Here is a 19,277-nt window from a genome sequence, read left to right on the forward strand (position 1 = left end):
CCGGTTTTGCGCCGGGGTCCACCGCTCGGACCGTGCGGGGCCCGTGTGCCCCCGCGCTGACCCGAATGGCGCGTCGGGCACCCCCGGCGCGCGTGGCTCGGCCGCGCGGCGGAATACCCGGCGGGGAGCTGGGCACAACGGATGCAGGCGGGCCGTCGGCGGGTACGGGGAGGGGTGGCAGGGCGGCGTGCCCCGTTGCCGCGGGTCATGGGTCGATTTATCGTCCCAGCACGATCCGCGAGCAGGATCACCCTAGGTGAAGGGGCCGCGCCCATGGTGGCGAAGAAGACCGTCGGACGGACGACCGCGTCAGCGGATTCCGAGGACGCGGCGGACGACCGGACGGGCGAGGGGAGCGGCGCGGAAGCGGGGGGCGGTCACGGCGCGACGGAGGCGAAGGCGGCCGTGAAGAAGGCGGCGGCGGCGAAGACGGCGACCGGAAAGGCGACGGCGGGGAAGAAGCCGGCGAAGAAGGCCGCCGCCAAGAAGGCCGCCGCGAAGAAGACCGCATCCGGGAAGACCCCCGCGAAGAAGAGCGCGGCCCGCACGAGCACGGCGAAGAAGGCCGTACCAGCGGCCACGGAGGCGGCCGACGCCGCCCGGCAGACAGGAGAGCAGACGGTGGCAGCCAAGAAGACCGCGGCCCGGGCGGCGTCCGGCGGACCGAGCGCGACCGCGGTGCCCCCGGCACGCGTGGCGACCGCACCCGGGGAGCTGGCCGTCCGGCCGGGGGAGGACCCCTGGACACCGGAGGAGGTCGCCGAGGCGCGCGCCGAACTCACCGGTGAGGCCACCCGGCTCCGTACCGAGCTGGAAGCCTCCGGCGCGGCCCTCGCCGGACTGATGCGCGACTCCGGCGACGGGGCCGGAGACGACGAGGCCGACACCGGTACGAAGAACATCACCCGCGAGCACGAGCTCTCGCTCGCCGCCCACGCCCAGGAGACGCTGGAGCAGACCGAGCGCGCCCTGGCCCGCATGGACGCCGGGACCTACGGCCTCTGCGAAGTCTGCGGCAAACCCATCGGCAAGGCCCGCATGCAGGCGTTCCCCCGCGCCACTCTCTGCGTGGAGGACAAGCAGAAGCAGGAGAGACGCGGCTGACCCCCCGGGGCGCTCCGTGTCGTACCCTCGTCCTCAATCGGCACCAAGGCCGTGTCTGGTCGCCCCCGCCGGGCGGCCGGGCGTGCGGTACCGGACACGACCAGGTTGAGGATTCACGTGGCAGAGGCGGAGCGCACCATCGAAACGCCGGACATCCCCGACGCCGGAGGGGCCGGGGAGACCGGGCCCCTCACGCCCGCCGACGGCATCGCGGCTTCCGAGGAGACCGGGGCGCCGGAGGGCGGCGCCACCGCCGTCACGGGCAAGGGCAGGCGGCGGCTCGTCGCGCTCTTCACCGTGGCCGTCGTGGCGTACCTCCTCGACCTGATCAGCAAGACGCTCGTGGTCGCGAAGCTGGAGCACCACGACCCCGTCGAGATCATCGGTGACTGGCTGAAGCTGGAGGCGGTCCGCAACCCCGGCGCCGCCTTCTCCATGGGCGAGGCGTTCACGGTGGTCTTCACCGTCATCGCCGCGGCTGTGATCGTCGTCATCATCCGGCTCGCCCGCAAGCTCCGCAGCCTGCCCTGGGCGATCGCCCTCGGCCTGCTGCTCGGAGGGGCGCTCGGCAACCTCACCGACCGCCTCTTCCGCGCGCCGGGCGTCTTCAAGGGCGCGGTGGTGGACTTCATCTCACCGGCGCACTTCGCGGTCTTCAACCTGGCCGACTCCGCGATCGTCTGCGGAGGCATCCTCATCGTGATCCTCTCCTTCCGGGGACTGGACCCGGACGGCACCGTCCACAAGGACTGAGGCCGGACTCCGCCTTTCGTCCGGCCGCCGTCCACCGGGGCCGGGCGACGGCCGGGGAAGATCGCCGGTCACAGCACCGGTGGCCGCAAGGCATACTCGACCAGGTGAGTACGCACCCCGAGATCCGAACCCTGCCCGTGCCCGACGGCCTGGAGGGCGAGCGCGTCGACGCCGCCATCTCCCGGATGTTCGGGTTCTCCCGCACCAAGGCCGCCGAGCTGGCCGCCGCCGGAAAGGTGCAGGTGGACGGTTCGGTGGCCGGGAAGTCCGACCGGGTCCAGGGCGGTGCCTGGATGGAGGTCGAGATGCCGCAGGCGGCTCCCCCGGTCCAGATCGTCGCCGAGCCCGTCGAGGGCATGGAGATCGTGCACGACGACGACGACATCGTCGTCATCGTGAAGCCGGTCGGCGTCGCCGCCCACCCCAGCCCCGGCTGGACCGGCACCACCGTCATCGGCGGCCTCGCCGCGGCCGGCTACCGCATCTCCACCTCGGGGGCCGCCGAGCGCCAGGGCATCGTGCACCGGCTCGACGTGGGCACCTCCGGGCTGATGGTGGTCGCCAAGTCGGAGCGCGCGTACACCCTGCTGAAGGCGCAGTTCCGCGACCGCGTCGTGGAGAAGAAGTACCACGCGCTGGTGCAGGGCCACCCGGACCCGATGAGCGGCACCATCGACGCCCCCATCGGCCGCCACCCGAACCACGACTACAAGTGGGCCGTGATCCAGGAGGGCAAGCCCTCCGTGACGCACTACGACCTCATCGAGGCGTACCGTGCCGCGAGCCTGCTCGACATCAAGCTGGAGACGGGCCGCACGCACCAGATCCGCGTGCACATGTCCGCCCACCGCCACCCCTGCGTCGGCGACCTCACCTACGGCGCGGACCCCACCATGGCCAAGCGCCTCGGCCTGACCCGGCAGTGGCTGCACGCCGTCCGGCTCGGCTTCGAACACCCCTCGGACGGCAGCTGGGTCGAGTTCGCCAGCTCCTACCCGGCCGACCTGCAGAAGGCCCTCGACACGATCGCCGCGGAGAGCGAATGAGCACCGGCACCACCCCGTACACCACCCGGCGGACGCGCGACGAGGCTGACCGCGCGGCCTGCTTCCAGGTCCGCAAGGAGGTCTTCGTCGGCGAGCAGGGAGTGCCCGAGGACCTGGAGTACGACGCGTACGACCGGCCCGAGGCCACCACGGTGCACGTCATCGCGGTCACCGAGGACGGCACGGCGCTCGGCACCGGCCGGCTGCTGCACGGCGAGGCGGCGGCCGGGAAGACCGGCGGCGACCTCACCGTCGGCTCGCTCGGCCGGCTCGCCGTCGCCGGGTCGGCCCGCGGCCTCGGCGTCGGGGCCGCACTGGTCCGCGCGATAGAGGACGAGGCGCGGGCGCTCGGACTGGCCGCCGTCGACCTGCACGCCCAGACCCACGCCCTCGGCTTCTACGAGCGCCTCGGCTACCAGGTGTACGGCCCCGAGTTCCAGGACGCGGGGATACCGCACCGCGCCATGCGCCGCACCCTCGCGGAGCAGTAGCTTCCGTTCGCACGTCAGCTTCCGTTCGCACGTCAGCTTCCGTTCGCACGTCGCGCAGGGGGTGTCACCGCACCTCGCGGACCCGGCGTGACAGGGTGGAGATCCCGCCCGGCCGCGTGCCGGGCGGGAACGCTGCATCCTGCGGAAGGCGTTCCACGTGGACCAGATGGCACTGCTCCTGCTGCTCCTGCTGGGAGCCGTGATCACGGTGCCGGTGGGGGAGCGGCTGGGGCTGCCGGCCCCGGTGCTGATGACGCTCATCGGGGTGGGGATGGCCTTCCTCCCCTTCGTGCCCAACGTCGACATCCCGCCGGAGATCATCCTCCCCGCGCTGCTGCCGCCGCTGCTCTACGCCTCCGTGCAGCGCACCTCCTGGCGGCAGTTCGCGGCCAACAAACGGCCGATCTTCCTGCTCGCGGTCGCCCTGGTCTTCGTGACGACGGCGGCGGTCGCGGCCGTCGCCGACACCGTCGTGCCCGGGCTGCCCCTCGCCGCCGCCGTGGCGCTCGGCGCGCTCGTCGCGCCGCCCGACCCGGTGGCCGCCACGGCCGTCGCCGGTTCGCTCGGGCTGCCCCGGCGGCTGATCTCCATCCTGGAGGGCGAGGGCCTCTTCAACGACGTGACCGCGATCGTGCTCTACCACGTGGCCATCGCGGCGGCGGTGTCCGGCACCTTCTCGCTCCCGGAGGCCTTCGGGCTGCTGCTCCTGTCGGCAGCGGTCGCCGTGGCGGTCGGGTTCGCGCTCGGCTGGCTCACCATCAAGCTGATGGGGCTCCTCGGGGACGCCACGCTCCAGGTCGGCCTCACCCTGCTCGTCCCGTTCGTCGCCTACGTCCTGTCCGAGGAGCTGATGGGCTCCGGGGTCCTCGCGGTGCTCACCACCGCGCTCTTCCTCGCCGAGCACACCGCCGACGCGGACGACGTGCTGGGCCGGCTCACCGGGCGCACCTTCTGGAACATCGTCGACACCCTGGTCACCGGGATCGCCTTCGGGCTCATCGGGCTGGAACTCCACAACGTCTTCGGCACCGCCGACGGGCGGGAGTGGCGGATGGTGGGCTGGGGGCTCGCGATCGTCGCCGTGGTCATCGGCGTACGCCTGCTCTGGCTGCTGCCCGCGACCTGGCTCGCCAAGAAGCTGCACACCCGGCGCGACGTGAGCGAGGAGATCCCGACCAGCTGGCGCGAGACGGTCGTCATGTGGTGGGCCGGGATGCGCGGGGTGGCGTCCGTGGCGCTGGCCCTCGCCGTCCCGCTGAAGACCGACGACGGCGAGCCGTTCCCGGGCCGCGACGAGATCGTCTTCATCGCCTTCGCGGTCATCATGGCGACCCTCGTCTTCCAGGGGCTCACCCTGCCCTGGCTGGTGCGCCGGCTCGGCGTCCGCGCCGACACCGACGCCGAACGGGAGCTGGAGAAGCGCCTCGCGATCCGTGCCGCGAAGGCGGCCAGGGCGCGCCTGAAGGAGATCCAGCAGGTGGAGGAGTTCCCCGAGGACGTGCTGGAGCGGCTCCAGCGCGCCGCCTACGACATCGGGGCGCGCATCAGCCCCGACATGGTGGACGACGAGCGGCGCGACGCGTACGCCCAGCGGGCGAAGCGGTTCAAGGAGGTCAGCCGCATCCAGCGGGAGCTGCTGTCGGCCGCCCGCCACGAGGTCCTCTCGGCCCGCAGCGAGACGGGCTCGGACCCGGAGGTGGTCGACCGGGTGCTGCGGTTCCTGGACGTACGCAGCCTGCGCTGAGCGCGCCCCACGGGTGGCCCGGGCGTGGTTGGGCGGGGCGTGGGCGGGCCGGGCGTGGGCGCGTCAGCCGCGGCCGGTGTGCGGGGCCGGATCCTTGCCGTTGCGGCGGACGGACGTGGCCGTACGGGAGGTCAGCTCCGGCCACTGGTCGGCCGCCACGAGCGTGGCGGGGGCCGTGGCGACGCGGGGCAGGGCGTACGGATGGTGGTCCCGGAGCCAGGCGATCAGCTGCTCGCGCACCGCGCACCGGACCGTCCAGATGTCGTCAGCGTCCTTCGCGGTGACCACGGCCCGTACCTGGATCGTGGTGGGGGTGGTGTCCGTCACCGCCAGGGACCAGGTCCGGCCGTCCCAGGCGCCGCACTCGCCGAGGATGTCGCGCACCTTGTCCCGCATCGCGGCCATCGGCGCCGCGTGGTCCAGGTGGAAGTAGACCGTGCCGGTCATCTGGACCCCGCCGCGCGACCAGTTCTCGAACGGGCGGCTGGTGAAGTACGACACCGGCATGGTGATCCGGCGCTCGTCCCAGGTGCGTACGGCGAGGAAGGTCAGGGTGATCTCCTCCACCGTGCCCCACTCCCCGTCCACCACCACGGTGTCGCCGAGGCGCACCATGTCGCCGAAGGCGATCTGGAACCCGGCGAAGACGTTGCCGAGGGTGGACTGGGCGGCGACACCGGCGACGATGCCGAGCACACCGGCCGAGGCCAGCATCGAGGTGCCGACGGCCTGCATCGCCGGGAAGGTGAGCAGCATCGCGGCGACCGCGACCGTGGTCACCACGGCGATGACCACCCGCTGGATCAGCGTCACCTGGGTGCGCACGCGGCGGACCCGGGCCGGATCGCGGGTGGAGGTCGCGTACCGGGCGTAACTGGACTCCACGACGGTCGCCGCCACCCGGACCACCAGCCAGGCCGAGGCGCCGATCAGGACCAGACTCAGCACCTGGCCGATCGCGTCCCGGTGGTCCCGCACCAGCTCCAGGCGCAGATGGGCGAAGGTGCCGCGCAGCAGGGCCGCGCAGATCACCACCTGGAGGGGCGGCCGGCAGCGCCGCAGCAGGCCCCACAGCGGCGTGTCCGGGTGCCGGACGTCGGCCCGCCGCAGAGCGAAGTCCACCAGGTATCCGGCCAGCAGGGTGATCGCCACCGAACCGCCGACGATCAGCAGCGGGCGCAGCACGTTCTCCATCCTCGTGTCCTCCGGGGTCGGGGTGGCAGCTGGCACCATGGGCGGCATGAACATCATGCTTTTCCACTCGACCTACGGGCTCCGGCCCGCGGTGCACGCCGCTGCCGACCGGCTCCGAGCAGCCGGCCATGAGGTGCGCGTGCCCGATCTGTTCGAGGGGCACACCTTTGAAACGCAGGCGGAGGCGCAGGCGTACCGGGAGGAGCTGGGCAAGGACGAGCTGCTCAAGCGGGCGGTCCTGGCCGCCGCGCCCTACTCGGAGCAGGGCCTGGTCTACGCGGGCTTCTCGCTGGGCGCGGCCGTCGCGCAGACCCTCGCCCTCGGCGACGAGAAGGCCCGCGGGCTGCTGCTCTTCCACGGCACCTCGGACCTCGCCGAGAACGCCAGCACGGACGAACTCCCGGTCCAGCTGCACGTCGCCGATCCGGACCCCTCGGAGACGCACGACTGGCTGAACAGCTGGTACCTGGAGATGCGGCGGGCCGGGGCGGACGTGGAGATCTACCGCTACCCCGGCGCCGGGCACCTCTTCACCGACGACGCGCTGCCCGACTACGACGAGAAGGCCGCCGAGCTGGCGTGGAAGGTCGCGCTGGGCTTCCTGGCGACCCTCTGACGCGCCGCGCCCCCGGGCCACGGGCACGCTCCCGTACCTCGGACGCGTCCCCGGGCCACTGACGCGGCCCGGGGGCGCGGGGGCGGGCGGAGGGGTGGCTCAGCCGCGGTAGGCGGTCCAGCTGTCGCTCATGCGCTGCACCTGGCCGGGGGTGAACTGGTACATGCAGGAGTCGTACGTGTAGTCCATGAAGTTGTGGATCGGGTCGACCCCGGTCTTGTTGGTGCAGGTGTCACGCCCGGTGGGGCACTCGTACGCCTCGGTCTTCTCGGCCGGGGTGTCGGCGACGTAGTCGCCGTTTCCGTTGCAGCCGCCCTGGAAGGTGTGGTAGAGCCCCATCCAGTGGCCGACCTCGTGGGTCGCGGTGTCGCCCTCGTCGTAATGGGTCGCGGCGCCGCCCGGCAGCGAGGTGTCGAGGATCACCACTCCGTCCATGCTCGGGCTGGACGTGTAGGAGCTCGGGAAGGTTGCCCAGCCGAGGAGGCCGCCGCCGAGGTTGGCGGTGTAGATGTTGAGGGCGTTGGCCCCGCCCTTGCGCAGGGCGCTCTTCATCGCCTTCTCGGCGCTGGAACCGGAGCTCACGTTGTACCAGGTGGCGTTGTCGGTGTAGTCCGTGCCCGCCAGGGTGAAGCTGAAGCCGGTGGCGGTGTTGCCCGTACCGGCTCCGGCGTACGCGCTGTTGAGCACGCTCATCTGGGCGCTGACGGCGCTCGCCGACAGTTTCCCGGTGGTGCCCGAGTGGATGACGTGGAAGTACACCGGTATCGAGGCGCCGGCCGCCAGTGCGGTGACCCCGGCCGAGCGGCGCTGGGCGAGTCTGGTGCGCAGGTCGGCGTCCATCGTCTGTGCCGCGGCGGTGCTGACGGCGTTGGGCTCGTGCGCCGTGGCGCCCGCCCCGGGGCGGGCCTGGCGGGCGAGGGCGGACGCCGTGTCGTCGGCGCAGGCGGTGGCCCCCGTGGCGGCGGAGGCGTTGACCGGGGAGGCGGACACCGGGGTCAGGGCCAGGGTTCCGGCCAGGGCGGCGGTGGCGAGCAGGCGGCGACGCACGTGGGGGGAGGTCGGGAAGAGAGCGCGCACAGGGACTCCTCGAGGACGCGCGGGCGAGGGATTTCCCCGCCCGCTCCGCCGGGAGATTACGTGTGCATGTCATGTCTGGGGGAGTGTTCTTCCGGCCTGTTCGCCGTGGGGCGGGTGGGTTTCCCGGGCAGGCGGGGTCCCGCCCGCGTACGTCCTCGAAGCGTCCGTGTAACCCGGCCGTCGACGCCGCGGGCGGTGTGTCCGCAAAGGGGCGCCCCGGTCGTGACCTCCGGGACACATGACCACCGCGCCGGCCGTGGCCAAAACCCGCCGGACCGTGCCGGGGCCGGGAGGAGTGGGGCCGGGGCCGGGGCGTCCTCGCGGCGGGCAGCGGAACGGGCGGGCACCCGGAGGTGTCCGCCCGTCCCGTCCGTCCGTACCGGTGCGTCAGCCCTTGAGCGCCGCGTCGATCGCCGTGGTGTAGTCGGCGACCGTCATGGGCGCGCTGTCGCTGCCCTCGGCGGTCACGTTCTTGCCGTTCATCTTCAGGGTCGGCGTGCCGGTGACCCCGCTGGAGTCGAAGGTCTTGGACATCTTCACGGCCCACGCGTCGTAGGTGCCGTCGTTGACGTCCTTCTGGAACGCCTTGTTGTCCTTGAGCGCGTCCACGGAGTTGGCTACCTCGATGAGGTAGCTGTCCTTGGCGAACTTGTCCTCGGTCTCGTCGGGGTGGTACTTCGCCGAGTACAGCGCCGTCTTGTACTGGAGGAACGCGTCGGGGCTGACGTTGAGGGCCGCCCCCAGGGCGCTGAGGGCGTTCTTGGAGCCCTCGCCGTTGTCGCTGTTGTCGATGAAGGTGGCGCCGATGTACTTGATCTTGTACTTGCCGTCCGCGACGTCCTTGGTGACCGTCGAGCCGACGGTCTGCTCGAACTGGGCGCAGATCGGGCAGCGGGAGTCCTCGTACATCTCCAGCGTCTTCTTCGCGGAGGACTCACCGATCACGACGGTCGTGCCGTTGGTGCCGGTGGTGTTCTTCGGGGCGGTCACCTTCGCGTCGCCCGCCGCCTCCCAGGCGTCCGGCTTGTTCAGCTCGTTGACGCCGTAGGCGACACCGCCGGCTATCGCCAGCACCACGACGATCGAGGCGCCGACGAAGATCTGCTTGCGGGCCTTGTCCTTCTTCGCCTGGCGCTCGCGCTCCGCGCGCAGCCGCTCGCGGGCCGCTGCCTTGTTCGCCTGGTTGTTGCGGTTGCTCATGATCGTTCTCCGTGGAATGCACGTACGAGACGTGAGGAAATGGGGGGAGGAATGCCGTACCGGGATCAGGCCGGCAGCGGCGGACCCCTCCGGCCCACGGAGTGCGTGAAGAGCGGGCGGGCGGCGAGGGGCGGGCGCCGGCCCACCGGGCGCACGGCCTCGCGCACCGGCCGCCGGAAGGCTCCGGCCACCGCCGCCGCGACCAGCAGCGGGCGGAACGCGAAGGCGGCCGCAGCCCGCAGCAGGGCGGCGAGCGCGGACTCGCCGCGCCGCAGCCAGGCCGCGGCGAGCAGCCCGACCGTCACGTGCGCGGCCAGCAGCAGCCAGGGGACCGTCGGCCCCGGGGACAGCGGCAGCTCCAGGACGGACGCGGCGGCGGGGCGGCCGACTCCGGCCACCCGCGCCAGCGGCGCACCCACCCCGTGGCCGCCGCAGAGGACGTCGAACCCGAGGGAGCGCAGTGGGCCGGCCACCGGGCCGCCCGCCGCGCCGTAGCAGAGCTGCTGCCCGGTGGTGAAGACGGTGTCCGCGGCGAGCTCCAGCGGGACCAGCAGCCCCGCTATCGCCCCGAAGCCGCGCTCCCGCCCGGCCAGCGCGTAGGCGGCGGCGAACACCAGGCCCGCCATCAGCGTCAGCGCGGTCACCGGCAGGGCTTCCCGGGAGAGCAGGACGTGGGACGCGGAGGACAGCGTGACGACGAGCGCGGTGAAGAGCGCCGCGCGCGCGGTCCGTAGGTGCGTCCTCGACATGTCCATCGCCGGAGAGTCTCGCACGCGTCCCTGTAAGCGACCCCTAAAGGTCCGGGACTACGGCTCCCGCGACCGGGTCGGAGTCCCGGTCGCGGGAGCCGGACAGAGGCCGGTCAGAGGCCGGGCAGGGTCCCCGACAGAGGCCCGGTCAGAGGCCCGGGATGCGGCCGTTGCGGAAGAGGTCCACGAAGATCCGGTGGTCCCGGCGGGCCCGTGCGCCGTAACTGTGGGCGAAGTCGACGAGCAGGTCGCCGAAGCCGTCCTCGTCGGCCGCGATGGCGGCGTCGATGGCCCGCTCGGTGGAGAACGGCACCAGCGAGTGGCCGCTCTCGTCGTCGGCCGCCGCGTGCATGGTGGCCGTCGCCCGGCCGAGGTCGGCGACGACCGCCGCGATCTCGTCGGGCTCGTCGATGTCGGACCAGTCGAGGTCCACGGCGTACGGAGAGACCTCGGCGACCAGCTGCCCGGCGCCGTCCAGCTCGGTCCAGCCCAGCCACGGGTCGGCGTGGGCCTGGAGCGCCCGCTGGGAGATCACCGTGCGGTGGCCCTCGTGCTGGAAGTAGTCGCGCACCGCGGAGTCCGTGATGTGCCGGGAGACGGCCGGGGTCTGCGCCTGCTTGAGGTAGATCACGACGTCGTTCTCCAGGGCGTCGCTGTTCCCCTCCAGCAGGATGTTGTACGAGGGCAGCCCGGCCGAGCCGATGCCGATGCCCCGGCGGCCCACCACGTCCTTCACCCGGTACGAGTCCGGGCGGGTCAGGCTCGACTCGGGCAGGGTCTCCAGATAGCCGTCGAACGCCGCGAGGACCTTGTAGCGGGTCGCCGCGTCCAGGTCGATGGCGCCGCCGCCCGCGGCGAACCGGCGCTCGAAGTCGCGGATCTCCGTCATCGAGTCCAGCAGCGAGAAGCGGGTGAGCGACCGGGCCGTGCGGAGCGCGCCGAGCAGCGGACCGTCGGCGGTGTCCAGGGTGAAGGGCGGCACCTCGTCGTTCTTCGCGCCGGTCGCCAGCGCGTGGATGCGCTCGCGGTACGCGGCGGCGTAGACCCGGACCAGCTCGGTGATCTGGTCGTCGCTGAGCGCCTTGGCGTACCCGATCAGGGCGACGGAGGCGGCGAAGCGCTTGAGGTCCCAGGTGAAGGGGCCGACGTACGCCTCGTCGAAGTCGTTGACGTTGAACACCAGGCGGCCGTTGGCGTCCATGTAGGTGCCGAAGTTCTCCGCGTGGAGGTCCCCGTGGATCCAGACGCGGCCGGTGCGCTCGTCCAGGAACGGGCCGCCGTGCCGCTCCCGGGCCAGGTCGTCGTAGAACAGGCAGGCGGTGCCCCGGTAGAAGGCGAAGGCCGAGCCCGCCATCTTCCGGAACTTGACCTGGAAGGCGGCCGGGTCGGCCGCCAGCAGCTCACCGAAGGCCGTCTCGAAGACGGCGAGAATGCGCTCCCCGCGGTCTTCCGCGCCGCTCAGCTGTTCCGACATCGCTGGGTGCCTCCTGGTACAGGGCGTCGACCTGGGCCGAGCGCCGTCGAACTTGGCGTTCATGACAAATGGGACAGGCGTCTCCGCCCCTCCAACGCGCGACCGTACTCCCAAGTGCCCGACGTTCGTCAGCGCGGAGACGTAGACTTCCACGCTGTCCCCTCGACACCCCCCAGCCGTCGGTTGTCCGTCGCCCGCCCGTCATTCCGGGCCGTGTGCGGCGTGCCACATCTGTCATCCCCCGGAGGCACAGCGCCGTGACCAAGCCGCCCTTCACGCACCTGCACGTCCACACCCAGTACTCCCTGCTCGACGGTGCCGCGCGGCTCAAGGACATGTTCGAGGCGGCCAACACCATGGGGATGTCGCACATCGCCATGACGGACCACGGCAACCTCCACGGGGCGTACGACTTCTTCCACACGGCGAAGAAGGCCGGTGTGACGCCGATCATCGGCATCGAGGCGTACGTCGCGCCGGAGTCGCGCAAGCACAAACGGAAGATCCAGTGGGGGCAGCCGCACCAGAAGCGCGACGACGTCTCCGGTTCCGGTGGTTACACCCACAAGACGATCTGGGCGGCGAACAGCACTGGGCTGCACAACCTCTTCAAGCTCTCCTCGGACGCGTACGCCGAGGGCTGGCTGCAGAAGTGGCCCCGCATGGACAAGGAGACCATCGCCCAGTGGTCCGAGGGCCTGATCGCCTCCACCGGGTGCCCCTCCGGCGAGGTGCAGACCCGGCTGCGGCTCGGCCAGTTCGACGAGGCCGTCCAGGCCGCCTCCGACTACAAGGACATCTTCGGCGAGGGCAAGTACTTCCTGGAGCTGATGGACCACGGCATCGAGATCGAGCGCCGGGTCCGCGACGGGCTGCTCGAAATCGGCAAGAAGCTGAACATCCCGCCGCTGGTCACCAACGACTCGCACTACACCTACGCGCACGAGGCGACCGCCCACGACGCCCTGCTCTGCATCCAGACCGGCAAGAACCTCTCCGACCCCGACCGCTTCCGCTTCGACGGCACCGGCTACTACCTCAAGACCACCGACGAGATGTACGCCGTCGACTCCTCCGACGCCTGGCAGGAGGGGTGCGCCAACACTCTGCTGGTCGCGCAGCAGATCGACACCACCGGCATGTTCGAAAAGCGCGACCTGATGCCGAAGTTCGACATCCCGGACGGCTACACGGAGGTCACCTGGTTCCGGGAGGAGGTCCGGGTCGGCATGAACCGCCGCTTCCCGAACGGCATCCCGGACGACCGGCAGAAGCAGGTCGAGTACGAGATGGACATCATCATCCAGATGGGGTTCCCGGGGTACTTCCTCGTCGTCGCCGACTTCATCATGTGGGCCAAGAACAACGGCATCGCGGTCGGCCCCGGCCGAGGCTCCGCGGCCGGCTCGATCGTCTCGTACGCGATGGGCATCACCGACCTCGACCCGATCGAGCACGGACTGATCTTCGAGCGGTTCCTCAATCCCGAGCGCGTCTCCATGCCCGACGTCGACATCGACTTCGACGAACGCCGGCGCGTCGAGGTGATCCGGTACGTCACCGAGAAGTACGGCGCCGACAAGGTCGCCATGATCGGCACGTACGGCAAGATCAAGGCGAAGAACGCCATCAAGGACTCCGCCCGTGTCCTCGGCTACCCGTACGCCATGGGCGACCGCCTCACCAAGGCCATGCCCGCCGACGTCCTCGGCAAGGGCATCGACCTCAACGGCATCACCGACCCCAAGCACCCGCGCTACGGCGAGGCCGGCGAGATCCGGGGGATGTACGAGAACGAGCCGGACGTCAAGAAGGTCATCGACACCGCCAAGGGCGTCGAAGGGCTGGTCCGGCAGATGGGCGTGCACGCCGCCGGCGTGATCATGTCCAGCGAGCCGATCGTGGACCACGCCCCGGTCTGGGTCCGGCACACCGACGGCGTCACCATCACCCAGTGGGACTACCCCCAGTGCGAGTCGCTGGGCCTGCTCAAGATGGACTTCCTCGGCCTGCGCAACCTCACCATCATGGACGACGCCGTCAAGATGGTGAAGGCGAACAAGGGCATCGAGCTGGAGATGCTCTCCCTGCCGCTGAACGACCCCAAGACGTACGAACTCCTCTGCCGGGGCGACACGCTCGGCGTCTTCCAGTTCGACGGCGGGCCGATGCGTTCGCTGCTGCGCCAGATGCAGCCCGACAACTTCGAGGACATCTCCGCCGTCTCGGCCCTCTACCGGCCGGGCCCGATGGGCATGAACTCGCACACGAACTACGCCGAGCGCAAGAACGCCCGCCAGGAGATCACCCCGATCCACCCGGAGCTGGAGGAGCCCCTCAAGGAGGTCCTCGGCCTCACCTACGGCCTGATCGTCTACCAGGAGCAGGTGCAGAAGGCGGCCCAGATCGTGGCCGGTTACTCGCTCGGCGAGGCCGACATCCTGCGCCGCGTGATGGGCAAGAAGAAGGCCGACGAGCTGGCGAAGAACTTCGTCCTCTTCGAGGCCGGCGCCAAGAAGAACGGGTTCTCCGACGCCGCGATCAAGGCGCTCTGGGACGTCCTGGTGCCGTTCGCCGGATACGCGTTCAACAAGGCGCACTCCTCCGCGTACGGCCTCGTCACCTACTGGACCGCCTACCTCAAGGCGAACTACCCCGCCGAGTACATGGCCGCCCTGCTGACCTCGGTCAAGGACGACAAGGACAAGTCGGCGATCTACCTCAACGAGTGCCGGCGCATGGGCATCAAGGTGCTCCCGCCGAACGTCAACGAGTCCGAGGCCAACTTCGCCGCCCAGGGTGACGACGTGATCCTCTTCGGCCTCACCGCCGTGCGCAACGTCGGTACGAACGTCGTGGACTCGATCATCCGGTGCCGCAAGTCGAAGGGGAAGTACAGCACCTTCCCCGACTTCCTCGACAAGGTCGAAGCGGTCGTCTGCAACAAGCGCACCGTGGAATCGCTCATCAAGGCCGGCGCCTTCGACGAGATGGGCCACACCCGCAAGGGACTCGTCGCCCACCACGAGCCGATGATCGACAACGTGGTGGCCGTCAAGCGCAAGGAGGCCGAGGGGCAGTTCGACCTCTTCGGCGGCATGGGCGATTCGGACGACGGCGCCTCCGAGCCGGGCTTCGGCATGGACGTCGAGTTCTCCGACATCGAGTGGGAGAAGTCCTACCTGCTCGCCCAGGAGCGCGAGATGCTCGGCCTGTACGTCTCCGACCACCCGCTCTTCGGCCTCGAGCACGTGCTCTCCGACAAGGCGGACGCCGCGATCTCCCAACTGACCGGCGGGGAGCACAGCGACGGTGCGGTCGTCACCGTCGGCGGCATCATCTCCGGCCTACAGCGGAAGATGACCAAGCAGGGCAACGCCTGGGCCATCGCCACCGTCGAGGACCTCGCGGGCGCCATCGAGTGCATGTTCTTCCCGGCCACCTACCAACTGGTCTCCACCCAGCTGGTGGAGGACACCGTCGTCTTCGTCAAGGGACGGCTCGACAAGCGCGAGGACGTGCCCCGGCTCGTCGCCATGGAGATGCAGGTCCCCGACATCTCCAACGCGGGGACCAACGCGCCGGTCGTCCTCACCATCCCCACCGTGAAGATCACGCCCCCGATGGTCAGCCGCCTCGGTGAAGTGCTTTCCAGCCACCGGGGCGACACCGAGGTCCGCATCAAGCTCCAGGGCCCGCGCAAGACCACCGTCCTGCGGCTCGACCGCCACCGGGTGAAGCCCGACCCGGCGCTCTTCGGTGACCTCAAGGTGCTGCTCGGCCCGTCCTGCCTGGCCGGCTGACGGGTCCGGCGGGACCTCGTCCGGCGCGACCTCGCGTACGGCACCCGGCCGGTGTGCAGGCGTACGGCATCCTGCCGGTGCGTCGCGTACGACAAGCGAAGGGGCGCTCCCGCCGACGACGGCGGGAGCGCCCCTTACTGCGGTGTCACGGCCGTCAGTTGTGGCCGAAACGCCGCTGGTGCTTGCGGGCCACGTCCGAAGGGCTGCCCTGGGCCTGCGACTGCGACGTGCTCCGGTCCTCCAGGGACGTCGACTTCGCCTGCTCGGCGCCGCGCTCCGCCGCGGACGCGCGGTCCTGGGGGCTGCCCTGCTTACGGTTCTTGTTCTTGGCCATGGTGAATGCCTCCTGTGGGGAATCCTGGTTGCCAGGACCGATGTCAGACTCACATAGCCCCACAGAGCACGCATGTTGGATCATTACCTTCCGTAGTGGACACCACTGTGGGCCCCCTTCGGGCAACTCCCACCGCATCCGCCACGCCGAAGATCGAGTTCCGGCCGTCTACTTCCGCGCGGTCGGGCAGACTCGACGGAAACCCTGAACGGCCGTTCGCCGAATTCCGGAAGAGGGTGGAACGCGTGGACCGTTGCGTCGTCCTGGTGGACGCCGGCTACCTGCTGGGCGCAGCCGCGAGTCTGCTGGCGGGCGAACCCGCCCGTTCGCGCATCACCGTCGACCACGCGGCCCTGATCCAGGGCCTGCGCGAACGCGCCGAGGCCGACACCGAGCAACCCCTGCTGCGCATCTACTGGTTCGACGGCGCCCCCGACCGCGTACCGCAGCCCGAACACCGCCGGCTGCGCGTCATGTCGAGGGTCACCGTACGGCTCGGCGCCCTCACCCGGAGCGACGGACGCTGGGCGCAGAAGGGCGTCGACGCGGCCATGCACGCCGAACTGACCGAACTCGCCCGCAACCGCGCCTGCTCCGACGTGGTCCTGGTGACCGGCGACGGCGACCTGCTGCCCGGACTGATGTCCGCCAAGGAACACGGCGTCGCCGTCCACCTCTGGGCCGTCCAGGCCGCGGACGGCGACTACAACCAGTCCGAGGACCTGGTGGCCGAGGCCGACGAACGCCGCGTCCTCGACCGCGCCTGGATCACCAAGGCCGTCCGCGCCAAGGAGACCGGCGGGATCTGCGCCCCGCAGCCCGCCCCGCGCCCCGAGATCGCCGCGATCCTCTCCGCACCCCTGCCCGAGGCGGCCCTCGCGGCCTCCGCCGAGCGCGCCTCCGAGGCCCAGGCGGCGGCCCGCGCCGGTACGCCCCCGGCGCCCCGCCCGGAGACCGGCGCGCCCGAGCCCTCGCCCGCCCACGGCCACAAGGGCGTCCCCACACCCAAGGACCTGGCCGCCCTCCGCGCGTCCGCAGGCGGCCCCGCCGCTCCGGCCCAGGCCCAGCCCGCCCCGGTGCCGAGCGCCACCCTGCGCTGGTCCTCGGACCGGGGGTGGGCCGACCGCGGCTCCCTCGGCGAACCCCCGGAGACCGCCTCGCTGCCCACCCTCGCCCAGGTCACCACCGCCGAACAGCGCTGGGCCGACCGCGAGGAGGACATCACCACCGTGGGCGGCGACCCCTTCGAGGTCGGCCAGGTCTTCGCCCGCCGCTGGATGGAACGGCTCCCGGAGACCGTCCACCTCCAGAAGCTCTCCACCATGTACCCGCGCATCCCGCACCGGATCGACGGCGAGCTCCTGCGGTACGCGGCACGCTTCGGACTCCTCGCGCACAAGGACGACCAGATCGACGAGCACGACCGCTACGCCATCCGGGCCGGCTTCTGGCGCGAGATCGACATCACGGCCGCCGCGGACCACGTCCCCGTCCCGGAATGACCCGGCGGGACTCCCGGGGCACCCCGGAGCCCCGCCGTGCTCCGCGCGTCGCCCGGGACCGGGCCCCCGGCGCAATCCGGACCATCCGACCCCGTACTCTCGTACCTCGTGAGTACGGGCACAGCACAGGCGCAGAGGGCCACCGGGACCGTGTGCGCGGTGCGTGATCTGGTGAAGACCTACCCGGCCGTCCGGGGCCGCCGCGGCATGCCCGCCGCGCCCGAGGTACGGGCCACCGACGGCATCACCCTGGAGGTGCGCGGCGGCGAGATCTTCGGGCTGCTCGGCCCCAACGGCGCCGGCAAGTCCACCCTGGTACGCCAGCTCACCGGGCTGATGCGCCCCGACTCCGGCAGCGTCGAGGTACTCGGCCACGACCTCGTGCGCCACCCCGAACGCGCCTCCCGGCTCATCGGCTACCTCGGCCAGGAGTCCACCGCCCTCGACGAGCTCACCGTCTCCCTCGCCGCCGAGACCACCGGGCGGCTGCGCGGCCTCCCGGTCCGCGAGGCCCGCGCCGAGCGCGACGCCGTACTGGAGGAGCTCGGCCTCACCGAACTGGCCGGGCGGCCCCTGAAGAAGCTCTCCGGCGGTCAGCGCAGGCTCGCCTGCTTCGCCGCCGCCCTCGTCGGACAGCGCCCGGTGCTGATCCTGGACGAGCCGACCACCGGCATGGACCCCGTCGCCCGCCGCTCCGTCTGGGCCGCCGTGGACCGGCGCCGGGCCGAACACGGCGCGACCGTGCTGCTGGTCACCCACAACGTCATCGAGGCCGAGACGGTCCTCGACCGGGTCGCCGTCGTCGAACGCGGCAAGGTCATCGCCTGCGACACCCCGCAGGGCCTCAAGGCGCAGGTGGCCGGCGAGGTCAGGGTCGAGCTGATGTGGCGCGAGCGCGCCCCGCTGGACGTCCCCGAGGTCGCCGCCCTGCGCGCCTCGGCCCAGGAATCCGGGCGCCGCTGGGTGCTGCGCCTGAAGCCGGACGAGGCGCGGGCCGCCGTCGCCGCGGTGACCGGCGGGGCGGCCTTCGCGGCCCTGGACGACTTCACCCTGGCGACCCCCAGCCTGGAGGACGTCTACCTCGCGCTCGGCGGGGACGCGGCGGACGCGCGCAAGGGACTGGTGAAGGGATGAGGCCGGCGGCGAAGGCCCCGGCCCGCCGGGGGCCTGTGGACGGACGGGACGTGTGCGGAAGAACAGCGGCAGTGAACGGGAGCAGCGCCAGGTGACGAGCATCGTTCCCGCCGAGGCGGTGTCCCCGCTCGGCCGGCCGGCCGGCGGCCCGGCCGCGTCCACCGCGTCCACCGGGGCGGCCTCCGCGCCCTGGGCCGGGGAACCGGCCCCGCTGGCGCCGCGCGCCCGGCTGCTGCCCGCGCTGGCCGCCGTGTACCGGGCCCAGCTCTCCCGGGCCCGGGTGGCCCGTATCCCGCTGCTCTTCGTGGCGACCTTCCAGTCCGTCGGCATCATGATCATGATGCGCGGGGTCGTCGACGGCGGCACCGAGGCACGGGCCGTGGTCGCGGGCTCCAGCGTGCTGGTGGTCGCCTTCGTCGCGCTGAACCTGCTCGCCCAGTACTTCGGCCAGCTGAGGGCCAACGGCGGCCTCGACCACTACGCCACCCTGCCGGTGCCGCCCGCGGCCGTGGTGCTGGGCGCGGCGGGCGCGTACGCCTCCTTCACCGTGCCGGGCGCCGTCTTCACCGCGGTCGCGGGGAGCGCGCTCTTCCAGCTGCCGATGGCGCACCTCTGGGTGCTGGTCGCCGTGGTCCCGCTGGCCGGGGCCGCGCTCTCCGGGCTGGGCGCCGCGCTCGGGCTGCTGGCGCCGCGCCAGGAGCTGGCCACCCTGCTGGGCCAGCTCGGCATGTCCGCCGCGCTGCTGCTGGGCGTGCTGCCCGCCGAGCGGCTGCCGGAGGTGGTGCGCTGGGCGCGCGACCTGCTGCCGTCCACGTACGGGGTGGAGGCGCTGGCCCGTTCCTTCGACGCCCACCCGGACTGGGCCGTCGTCGCACTGGACCTCGGGGTCTGCGCTGCGGTGGGCGTGCTCTCGCTGGCCGTGGCGACCTGGGCGTACCGCCGGGCGGCCGTGCGCTGACGGACCGGGGGCGCGGGTCGCGCCCGTTCCGCCGCGTGCGGCGGTGCGGCGGTGTACGAGCCCGTGTCCGGTGATCGGGTCCGGGCTCCGGTGATCAG

Annotated in this window: 16 protein-coding genes; 10 read left to right on the forward strand and 6 right to left on the reverse strand. The window is 71.8% G+C overall.

Annotated features, from left to right (window positions below; translation table 11 throughout):
• Positions 1 to 273: 273 nt before the first annotated feature.
• The 5 genes from ACWCWD_RS05325 (at position 274) to ACWCWD_RS05345 (ending at position 5,138) form a co-directional block, all read left to right on the forward strand.
• Entirely contained in the window at positions 274 to 1,104 is an 831-nt protein-coding gene (locus ACWCWD_RS05325; RefSeq protein ID WP_450770430.1) for a TraR/DksA family transcriptional regulator, read from the forward strand.
• Between the two features lie 117 nt (positions 1,105 to 1,221).
• Positions 1,222 to 1,857, forward strand: a complete 636-nt coding sequence (lspA, locus tag ACWCWD_RS05330) for a signal peptidase II (protein WP_450770431.1) — start codon at positions 1,222 to 1,224, stop codon at positions 1,855 to 1,857.
• A gap of 104 nt (positions 1,858 to 1,961) precedes the next feature.
• Positions 1,962 to 2,903 (forward strand): RluA family pseudouridine synthase, encoded by a 942-nt coding sequence (locus ACWCWD_RS05335; protein ID WP_266703356.1) that lies wholly within the window; start codon positions 1,962 to 1,964, stop codon positions 2,901 to 2,903.
• On the forward strand, positions 2,900 to 3,394 hold the full coding sequence (locus ACWCWD_RS05340; RefSeq protein ID WP_450770433.1) for a GNAT family N-acetyltransferase: 495 nt from the start codon (positions 2,900 to 2,902) through the stop codon (positions 3,392 to 3,394). The genes ACWCWD_RS05335 and ACWCWD_RS05340 overlap by 4 nt, the downstream gene beginning before the upstream one ends.
• 157 nt (positions 3,395 to 3,551) lie before the next feature.
• Entirely contained in the window at positions 3,552 to 5,138 is a 1,587-nt protein-coding gene (locus ACWCWD_RS05345; protein ID WP_450770435.1) for a Na+/H+ antiporter, read from the forward strand.
• Between the two features lie 63 nt (positions 5,139 to 5,201).
• Here ACWCWD_RS05345 and ACWCWD_RS05350 read toward each other — a convergent pair whose 3' ends face one another.
• Positions 5,202 to 6,332, reverse strand: coding sequence for a mechanosensitive ion channel family protein (locus ACWCWD_RS05350; RefSeq protein WP_450770436.1), 1,131 nt, complete (start codon positions 6,330 to 6,332; stop codon positions 5,202 to 5,204).
• Positions 6,333 to 6,369: 37 nt separating this feature from the next.
• Here ACWCWD_RS05350 and ACWCWD_RS05355 point away from each other — a divergent pair, with 37 nt between their 5' ends.
• Entirely contained in the window at positions 6,370 to 6,948 is a 579-nt protein-coding gene (locus ACWCWD_RS05355) for a dienelactone hydrolase family protein (RefSeq protein WP_450770990.1), read from the forward strand.
• 99 nt (positions 6,949 to 7,047) lie between these two features.
• On the opposite strand, the gene ACWCWD_RS05360 is transcribed toward ACWCWD_RS05355, so the two are convergent.
• From ACWCWD_RS05360 to ACWCWD_RS05375, 4 genes are all read right to left on the reverse strand, one after another.
• Entirely contained in the window at positions 7,048 to 8,025 is a 978-nt protein-coding gene (locus ACWCWD_RS05360; RefSeq protein ID WP_450770437.1) for a zinc metalloprotease, read from the reverse strand.
• A gap of 387 nt (positions 8,026 to 8,412) precedes the next feature.
• Complete coding sequence (locus ACWCWD_RS05365) at positions 8,413 to 9,225, reverse strand: thioredoxin domain-containing protein (protein ID WP_450770439.1); 813 nt, start codon at positions 9,223 to 9,225, stop codon at positions 8,413 to 8,415.
• A 65-nt stretch (positions 9,226 to 9,290) separates the two neighbouring features.
• On the reverse strand, positions 9,291 to 9,980 hold the full coding sequence (locus ACWCWD_RS05370) for a hypothetical protein (protein WP_450770441.1): 690 nt from the start codon (positions 9,978 to 9,980) through the stop codon (positions 9,291 to 9,293).
• Positions 9,981 to 10,122: 142 nt separating this feature from the next.
• On the reverse strand, positions 10,123 to 11,448 hold the full coding sequence (locus ACWCWD_RS05375; RefSeq protein WP_450770443.1) for a DUF2252 domain-containing protein: 1,326 nt from the start codon (positions 11,446 to 11,448) through the stop codon (positions 10,123 to 10,125).
• 257 nt (positions 11,449 to 11,705) lie between these two features.
• Between ACWCWD_RS05375 and dnaE the strand changes: the two genes are divergently transcribed.
• Positions 11,706 to 15,251, forward strand: coding sequence for a DNA polymerase III subunit alpha (gene dnaE, locus ACWCWD_RS05380; protein ID WP_450770445.1), 3,546 nt, complete (start codon positions 11,706 to 11,708; stop codon positions 15,249 to 15,251).
• A 154-nt stretch (positions 15,252 to 15,405) separates the two neighbouring features.
• On the opposite strand, the gene ACWCWD_RS05385 is transcribed toward dnaE, so the two are convergent.
• Positions 15,406 to 15,585: a hypothetical protein gene (locus ACWCWD_RS05385; RefSeq protein WP_450770447.1), complete on the reverse strand. Its 180-nt coding sequence runs from the start codon at positions 15,583 to 15,585 to the stop codon at positions 15,406 to 15,408.
• 236 nt (positions 15,586 to 15,821) lie between these two features.
• Between ACWCWD_RS05385 and ACWCWD_RS05390 the strand changes: the two genes are divergently transcribed.
• The 3 genes from ACWCWD_RS05390 (at position 15,822) to ACWCWD_RS05400 (ending at position 19,179) form a co-directional block, all read left to right on the forward strand.
• Positions 15,822 to 17,087: an NYN domain-containing protein gene (locus ACWCWD_RS05390; protein WP_450770449.1), complete on the forward strand. Its 1,266-nt coding sequence runs from the start codon at positions 15,822 to 15,824 to the stop codon at positions 17,085 to 17,087.
• Between the two features lie 150 nt (positions 17,088 to 17,237).
• Entirely contained in the window at positions 17,238 to 18,221 is a 984-nt protein-coding gene (locus tag ACWCWD_RS05395) for an ABC transporter ATP-binding protein (protein WP_450770992.1), read from the forward strand.
• A gap of 91 nt (positions 18,222 to 18,312) precedes the next feature.
• Positions 18,313 to 19,179, forward strand: a complete 867-nt coding sequence (locus tag ACWCWD_RS05400) for an ABC transporter permease (protein WP_450770994.1) — start codon at positions 18,313 to 18,315, stop codon at positions 19,177 to 19,179.
• The last annotated feature ends 98 nt before the right edge of the window (positions 19,180 to 19,277 follow it).

It is taken from the genome of Streptomyces sp. NPDC001493 (assembly GCF_053597235.1).